Source organism: Pleionea sp. WD8-19 (assembly GCF_055326765.1).
The window spans coordinates 22,923-29,594 of sequence record NZ_JBUZOU010000028.1; the positions used below are offsets into that span (position 1 = coordinate 22,923).

Consider the following 6,672-nt stretch of genomic DNA (forward strand, 5'->3'; position numbering starts at 1 on the left):
TTTTTACAGATCTGGCTATGAATTGAAAATTTAATCGAGTGCTTTGTTGAACATCGGTATACCTAAAAAGCGTTTGTGGTATATCATCCGATGTTCAACACAGTTTAAAATTTAAATGTTAAGTGCTAATTCTGTACCTTGACGAATGGCTCGTTTCGCATCCAGTTCTGCAGCAACGTCTGCTCCACCTATCAAGTGTACTGGAAGCCCCTTGGCTTTTAACGGCTCCTGCAACTCTCGCAATGGGTCCTGACCAGCACAAAGAATAACATGATCAACGTCAATAATTTGTTCTTCACCATCAACAGTAATGTGAAGGCCCTGATCATCAATCTTTCGATATTCAACGCCCACCAACATTTGCACATTTTTGTTTTTCAATGTGGTTCGGTGGATCCACCCTGTGGTTTTACCTAACCCTTTACCCATTTTGCTGGTTTTGCGCTGAAGCATAATGACATTACGAGGTGATGGTTCAATTTCCGGTTCCTTTAATAGTCCACCTGGATGCGTAAATGTTTTATCAACGCCCCATTCTTTTAACCAACTATCTGGACGTAAGGTAGTCGATTGTCCAGAATGTGTCAGGTATTCCGCCACGTCAAAGCCAATGCCCCCTGCGCCAATAATGGCCACATTGTGGCCAACTGGCTTTTTGTGTCTCAAAACGTCGAGATAAGATAAAACTTTCGGGTGATCGATACCTTCAATAGGTGGTGTACGAGGAAGCACACCGGATGCCAGAATGACTTCATCAAACGTTTCGGTATCCAGCATTTCTTCTGTTGCTTGAGTATTTAGTTTAACTTCGATCGCCGACTTTTCGATTTGTCGAGTGTAGTACGCGAGCATACTGTTGAATTCTTCTTTCCCCGGGATCTGGTTAGCCACATTAAATTGCCCGCCCAGCTTATCGCTTTTCTCAAACAATGTGACTTGGTGGCCTCGTTGGGAAGCTTCCAAAGCAAATGCCATTCCCGAAGGGCCAGCGCCGACAACGGCCAGCCTTTTCTTCCGTTCTAAAGGTTTTGCAACCAGCTCCGTTTCATAGCAAGCACGAGGATTCACTAAGCAAGTTGCACGCTTTTGCTGGAAAACATGATCCAAACACGCCTGATTACAGCCAATACAAATGTTGATATCTTCCGCCTTACCTTCAGCGGCTTTATTGACGAAGTCCGGATCGGCAAGAAATGGTCTTGCCATTGAAATCATATCCGCATCGCCTTGCAGTAAAATACCCTCTGCTACATCCGGCGTATTGATTCGGTTTGTGGTGACCAATGGAATGGAAACTTCATTTTTTAAACGGCGTGTTACCCAAGTAAATGCACCTCTTGGTACCGAAGTCGCAATCGTTGGAATACGAGCCTCATGCCAACCAATTCCTGTATTAATTATGGTTGCACCTGCGGCTTCTATTGCTTTACCCAGCTCGACAATTTCTTCCCAACTCGAGCCTTTATCCACCAAGTCCAACATCGAAAGTCGGTAAATAATGATAAAATTTTCGCCGACAGCTTGTCGCATTTGGCGAACAATTTCCACCGGAAAACGAATGCGATTTTGGTAACTTCCGCCCCACTCGTCTGTTCTTTTATTGGTTCGTTTACAAATAAATTGATTGATCAAATAACCTTCCGAACCCATAACCTCAACACCGTCATAACCAGCGCTTTGTGCCAGCTTTGCACAACGAGAGTAATGTTTGATGGTCGTTTTAACACCACGAGCAGAAAGGGCTTTTGGTTTAAAAGGATTTATTGGCGCTTTAATCGCACTAGGGGCACAGTTGAACGGGTGATATGAATAACGGCCACCGTGTAAAATTTGCAACGCAATTTTTCCGCCTTCGGCGTGGACCGCATCGGTGATTATCTTATGCTTTTTAACTTGAAGACGATTGGACAACTGGGAAGAACCTGGTGCCAGTCGACCTCTAAAATTGGGAGATATCCCACCCGTTACCATTAACCCGACGCCTCCCCGAGCTCTGGCCGCAAAATAAGCGGCCATTTTTTCAAAGCCACCTTTTTCTTCTTCAAGGCCAGTATGCATTGAGCCCATAAGCACTCGATTTTTCAATTGGGTAAAGCCCAAGTCGAGGGGTTTTAATAAATTGGGATAAAAAGCATTGTGCTCCATAAAACGTTTGCTCACCTCTGGTCATACCACTTAAGACAATAACCTTATCAGCGATGTGCTTGAAAATCCAGAAAAAAACAACAGACATTATTTCCCTGCGCATCGTGTTTAATTTAACTCTTTTTGCACTTTATCGTATGTTCTTCGTTATTGAATCTTACATTTAATTACATTTGCTAGGTGACAGAAATCGTAAGAAATACAACAATATGAGTACTTACAACCTGTCGTAAAAAGCAATTTAAATTAAATGTACTCTTTGATTTAAAGTACTTTATTAAAATTTAAGCTTAACCTATTGTTTTACAACTAATTTAGGGAGTTAACGTGGAAAAACCATCCGGCACAGTTGGGCGCGTGTTCTACTATATCTGGCGTGTTTTCGATATCAATCGCAAGGTAATTTTTGGCGCATTTGCACTGTTTCTTAGTATTATTTTTTTAATTTCGATATTTTCCGGCGGCGAGAAAATCAAAGTGCCTGAGGGCGCTGCTCTGGTATTCGCCCCTAAAGGCGTCATCACTGAACAGCCTAAATACGTTGACCCTTTCAAAGCCGCATTAGACGATGCAATGGATAATGGTGAGCCTCCTGAAGAAAGCATTTACGATTTACTCGAAGTGCTCCGTAACGCCAAAGAAGACGATCGAATCACAACAATAACGCTCTACCCACAGGGCATTATGAGCATTGGGCCGGCAATGATGGAAATGCTTCGCGATGGCATTGCAGACTTTAAAGAAAGCGGCAAAAAAGTGGTCGCGATGGGTGACTTTTACTCTCAAGCTCAATATTACATCGCTGCTCAGGCAGATGAAGTTTATGTACACCCACATGGCGGTGTACTGCTGGAAGGCTATAGTCGAGTACGCACCTATTTCGCTCAATTACTGGAGAACTTAAAAGTCACTCCTCACGTATTCAAAGTTGGCAAATACAAAAGTGCCATCGAGCCTTATTTACGTAACGACATGTCGGAATACGCGAAAGAAGCAAACCGCGCTTTTTTAGGCGACCTTTGGACGTCTTATAAAAATGATATTGCTGCCATGCGAGGAATTGATGCAACTGAAATTGATGCGCGCATTAATAACTTGGCAGAGGCGGTCGAGTCTATAGGCGGCGACTTTGCCAAGCTAGCGTTGGAACATCAACTGGTTGATGGCTTAAAGTCACGCACAGAGTTTCGAGACATGATGATCGAGCGTGTAGGTGAAAACGAAAAGAAAAGCTCATTTAAGCAAATCCACCATAAAGATTACTTAAAAGCCGTTAAACCACCCGTCGATTTTGTGAACCCTAAAAGCAAAAAAGTTGCGGTTATTGTTGCCAAAGGTGCCATTGTTGATGGCAACAAAAAAGAAGGCATCATAGGGGGAGATACGCTGGCCTATAACATTCGTCGCGCTCGAACGAACGAAAATACCGCAGCAATTGTTTTGCGAGTCGACTCTCCCGGGGGAAGTGCTTTTGCATCGGAAGTGATTCGTGAAGAGTTAGTAAAAGCTAAATCCCAAGGTTTGACTATCGTTGTCTCAATGGGCACTTACGCCGCTTCTGGTGGGTATTGGATTTCAGCCAATGCTGACGAAATTTGGGCGCGTCCTACGACCATTACTGGCTCAATTGGTATTTTTGGATTTATTCCAACGTTTGAGAGAACACTCGACTGGGCGGGTGTGCATCGCGATGGTGTAGGTACCACCGAGCTTGCTGGTTCGTTTGATGCGGGTCGTGGCTTAACTCAACCTGTTAAAGACATAATTCAAGCCAATATCGAGAACGGCTACCGGCGTTTTCTTAACTTAGTGGCTGAAGGTCGTGAAATGACAACCGAGCAAGTCGATGCCATTGCACAAGGCCGTGTTTGGTCTGGTAAGAAAGCAAAAGAGTTAGGGTTGGTCGATCAGCTGGGCTCCTATAAAGACGCCATAAAATCGGCTGCAAAACTGGCTGGTTTAGAAGAGAATAAATACGATGTCTGGTGGGTGAAGCGCGAGCTATCGAAGCATGAGCAATTAATGCAACAGCTGTTTGGATCAGATGCACAAGTTGAAGATTGGGCTCAACCTAAGTCTGCCATTCCGGCTGAACAAATGATGATGACCATCAAAGCGGAACTGGAGAAAGTTCAGCAGTTTAATGATCCGAATCACGCCTATGTGCATTGTAATTGTGTGATCAACTGATAGTTAACGGTTGTCAAAATCGAACAAAAAGGCGAACATGTTTCGCCTTTTTTATTGCTATAACATTTACAGGTAAGTTATGACTAAACGCTCCGTCTATATCGCTTACACCGGTGGAACCATCGGAATGAAACGCACCGATCAGGGTTTTGCCCCTAAAGCTGGATACCTGACACAGGAGCTAACACAACTGGCGGATCTGAATCGCGAAGAGATGCCTCGATTTGAAATTCATGAATATCCGCAATTAATCGACTCGTCCAATATCACACCGCACGAATGGTTTACCATTGCTGAAGATATTCGTTCACATTACGACGAGTTCGATGGCTTCGTAATTTTACACGGTACCGATACCATGGCTTATACAGCTTCGGCACTCTCGTTTATGTTGGAAGACCTCGACAAACCAGTGATTGTTACAGGCTCTCAAATTCCTTTTGGAGAGATTCGAAGTGACGGTCGCGACAACTTGATCACTTCGGTAATCCTTGCTGCGAATTACAACATTCCAGAAGTCTGTTTGTATTTCCATGATCGGCTTTACAGGGGCAATCGCGCTCAAAAAATTGATGCGAATAATTTTCATGCCTTCGGCTCTCCAAACTTCCCTCCTTTGGCTCAAATAGGCACTACCATCGAAATAAACGAAGAGTTGCTAATAAAAGCCAATACCCGTCCGTTTAAAGTACAGAAAATCGAGCCACCGGAGATCGCCGTGATCAGTATCTTTCCGGGAATGTCTGCGCAAATGCTCGATAACCTTTTAATTGATCCGATTAAAGGCCTGATTTTACAAACTTATGGTATGGGTAACGCGCCCTCGAATGACAAGGCGTTTCTCGATGTATTGGAACGAGCTTCGAAGCGAGGCGTTATTATCATCAATATCACTCAGTGTTATCGTGGCTCTGTGGATATGAGTGGATATGAAACCGGAAGTCGGCTCAGCCGATGTGGCATTATCAGCGGTTACGATATGACTACGGAAGCTGCACTGACTAAGCTTTATTACTTATTCAGTTTAGGGTTACCGCTCGATCAAATTAAAATTCAAATGCAACAAAACTTACGAGGAGAACTGACTCAGTAAGCCAAACACAAACACTACTTGCATAAATAGTACTTGTAAACTATAGTAACTCAGCCCCTGCCTTGTTTAACCAAACTGGAGCAAGGCTAATGAAAACGATTGCAACGACTTCTGAATCGACTGGCACCTTTGATGCTGTCGAGCTGTTGGCCAAATCAAATTTTCAGACAAACATAAAAGGTCGAGGTACTGCGTCAAATACTCCTCACCGCTTCCAGCAGCAGCGAGTTATTACACTACAACCACGGGTTGATCCGCCAAAAACTGAATGGATACCTGAATACAGTAAGTCCATAATCAGCTACAACCGATCTCCGGATATCCCTTTCGATCGCAGTATTAACCCATATCGAGGCTGCGAACACGGCTGCATTTATTGTTTTGCACGGCCTTCACATGCTTACTGGGATTACTCTCCAGGTATCGATTTTGAAACAAAGTTGATTTACAAATTAAATGCTGTCGAACTTTTAAAAAAACAGTTGGAACACCCAAAATACCAGTGTCGACCTATAGCAATAGGTGTTAATACAGACGCTTATCAACCATTAGAAGAAAAGCTGAAAATAACACGCTCACTTTTGGAAACTTTGCTTGAGTACAAGCACCCTGTATCTTTACTCACCAAAAGCACGTTGATTTTACGGGATATGGATCTATTACAAGAAATGAATAAAAGCCGACTCATTTCTGTAAGCGTTAGCATCACAAGTTTGGATAATCGTTTAAAAACGTTGATGGAGCCCAGAGCAGCAACCGCAAAAGCAAGATTAAATGTGATGCGTACATTAACTGATAACAATATTCCAACACACGCTTTAATTGCGCCAGTGATTCCCGGGTTAAATGACAGCGAGATTGAATCAATAGTCAATGCAGTCGCAAAAACTGGTGTGCAACATGCCAGCTATATTATTTTACGCCTACCCAATGAGTTAAAAACAATATTTATCGAATGGTTAGAACAGCATTTTCCTTTTAAGAAAAAACGTATTTTAAGTTATCTCGAAAATTTGCGTGATGGCAAATTAAACAACAACGAGTTTGGCGTACGTATGAGCGGCTCTGGTATTTTTGCGCAACTTTTCAAGTCCCGATTTCAATTAGCGTGCAAAAAGCAAGGGAGGGCGTTCAGAATTCTGTGTCAGCCTAAAAATTAAAGTTCTAGTTCACCATCTAATCGACCTTCAAAGTGGATGGCCAGTTGTGACAATGTCAGGTTCCAGTTTTGAACTGGCATTGTC

The 6,672-nt window shown here is 43.2% G+C and carries 4 protein-coding genes; 3 read left to right on the forward strand and 1 reads right to left on the reverse strand.

Annotated features, from left to right (window positions below; translation table 11 throughout):
• Nucleotides 1–111: 111 nt before the first annotated feature.
• The gene (locus ACTUJY_RS20165; protein ID WP_463617944.1) at nt 112–2,145 is read right to left on the reverse strand and encodes an oxidoreductase; all 2,034 of its coding nucleotides are present in this window, start codon (nt 2,143–2,145) and stop codon (nt 112–114) included.
• A 327-nt stretch (nt 2,146–2,472) separates the two neighbouring features.
• On the opposite strand from ACTUJY_RS20165, the gene sppA reads away from it, so the two are divergent.
• From sppA to ACTUJY_RS20180, 3 genes are all read left to right on the forward strand, one after another.
• Nucleotides 2,473–4,335, forward strand: a complete 1,863-nt coding sequence (sppA, locus tag ACTUJY_RS20170) for a signal peptide peptidase SppA (protein ID WP_463617941.1) — start codon at nt 2,473–2,475, stop codon at nt 4,333–4,335.
• Between the two features lie 79 nt (nt 4,336–4,414).
• A complete protein-coding gene (gene ansA / locus ACTUJY_RS20175) occupies nt 4,415–5,428 on the forward strand; it encodes an asparaginase (RefSeq protein ID WP_463617942.1) in 1,014 nt (337 codons plus the stop codon).
• A gap of 89 nt (nt 5,429–5,517) precedes the next feature.
• A complete protein-coding gene (locus ACTUJY_RS20180; protein WP_463617943.1) occupies nt 5,518–6,588 on the forward strand; it encodes a PA0069 family radical SAM protein in 1,071 nt (356 codons plus the stop codon).
• Nucleotides 6,589–6,672 lie beyond the last annotated feature (84 nt).